Source organism: Spirulina sp. CCY15215 (assembly GCF_016888125.1).
Taxonomy (GTDB): domain Bacteria; phylum Cyanobacteriota; class Cyanobacteriia; order Cyanobacteriales; family Spirulinaceae; genus CCY15215.
This window is the reverse complement of sequence record NZ_JACSWA010000145.1, coordinates 1-884: the sequence shown is the minus strand read 5'-3', so window position 1 is coordinate 884 and position 884 is coordinate 1. Positions and strand designations below refer to the sequence as shown.

The following is an 884-nucleotide window of genomic DNA, read 5'->3' as shown; positions in this document are numbered from 1 at the left end:
CAGAACTTTGCGAAATGCTGAAAAATCCCCCCGAAGCGGAAAAAGAAGAATTACTAATGTTATTGCGCGATCGCATTCCTCCCGGTGTCGATGAAGCTACTTAACTTTTGGAAATATCGTATTTTGTCAAGTTTCCAAAACAGGAATTTTAAGTTTTTGTTACAAAATACTACATTGCGCTTTCAATTTCGCTAATCTTTTGACTTTCTGTTCTTGAATATCTTGCTCTAAAGCTGCTAAGACTTCCTCTAACTGTAAACCAAATTCTTGTAATTCTAAGCGAGTTTGGCGTAAATTACTAACCAACCGCTTTCTTGTTTCTGGAGTGGGAATAGAAGATTGAGTCATTGTCATAAACTCCATTCGACTTTAATTTCTTCAATACTGCGTTCCATTGCTGGAATCTTTAATTGATTTTTAACAATAGTGCTTTCGAGCAATTTTAGCATATCCTTGGATAAATTCGGCTGACTTTCAGCAATTCTCAAACGTAAGGTACACAATTGACGATAGCGAGAGGCCGCATCAAGAGCAACTCCCTTTAACTCTTCTAAAGAACCTATTGTTTCGTCAGTTTCGCCAAAACGCTCAAAGAGCAAATATTCTGTAGTAGTTGCCTCGTCAACAAGTTCTGACAATTGTTTGAGGAGATTGAAAAGTGTTTCAAGGAGATCGGGAGGCAATTTTGCCATATTTTCTCGCGATTTTTCTGATTTTAAGCATCATTTTCCCATAATTAAGCACAATCTCGATCGCGTCCTTTTAGAGCGATCGCATTGCTATTGCATCTCTCGGAACAGTCGCACCTTGCCCCAAGAGATTATCATAGTTAACCTAGAGCCAAACTAAGGAGTAAAACTTATGCTACAAAACTATCGTCAACA

The 884-nt window shown here is 38.1% G+C and carries 2 protein-coding genes; both read right to left on the bottom strand.

What is annotated here, in order from left to right:
- Window positions 1–159: 159 nt before the first annotated feature.
- Window positions 160–348 carry a hypothetical protein gene (locus JUI58_RS00675; RefSeq protein WP_204101825.1) on the bottom strand — a complete coding sequence of 63 codons (189 nt, stop codon included), beginning with the start codon at window positions 346–348 and terminating at the stop codon, window positions 160–162.
- A gap of 2 nt (window positions 349–350) precedes the next feature.
- On the bottom strand, window positions 351–692 hold the full coding sequence (locus JUI58_RS00670) for a hypothetical protein (protein WP_204101824.1): 342 nt from the start codon (window positions 690–692) through the stop codon (window positions 351–353).
- Window positions 693–884: the final 192 nt, after the last annotated feature.

Bases quoted from the DNA above. Each gene is read 5' to 3' on its own strand.
- JUI58_RS00670 (WP_204101824.1), bottom strand. From the start codon at position 692: ATGGCAAAATTGCCTCCCGATCTCCTTGAAACACTTTTCAATCTCCTC.
- JUI58_RS00675 (WP_204101825.1), bottom strand. From the start codon at position 348: ATGACTCAATCTTCTATTCCCACTCCAGAAACAAGAAAGCGGTTGGTT.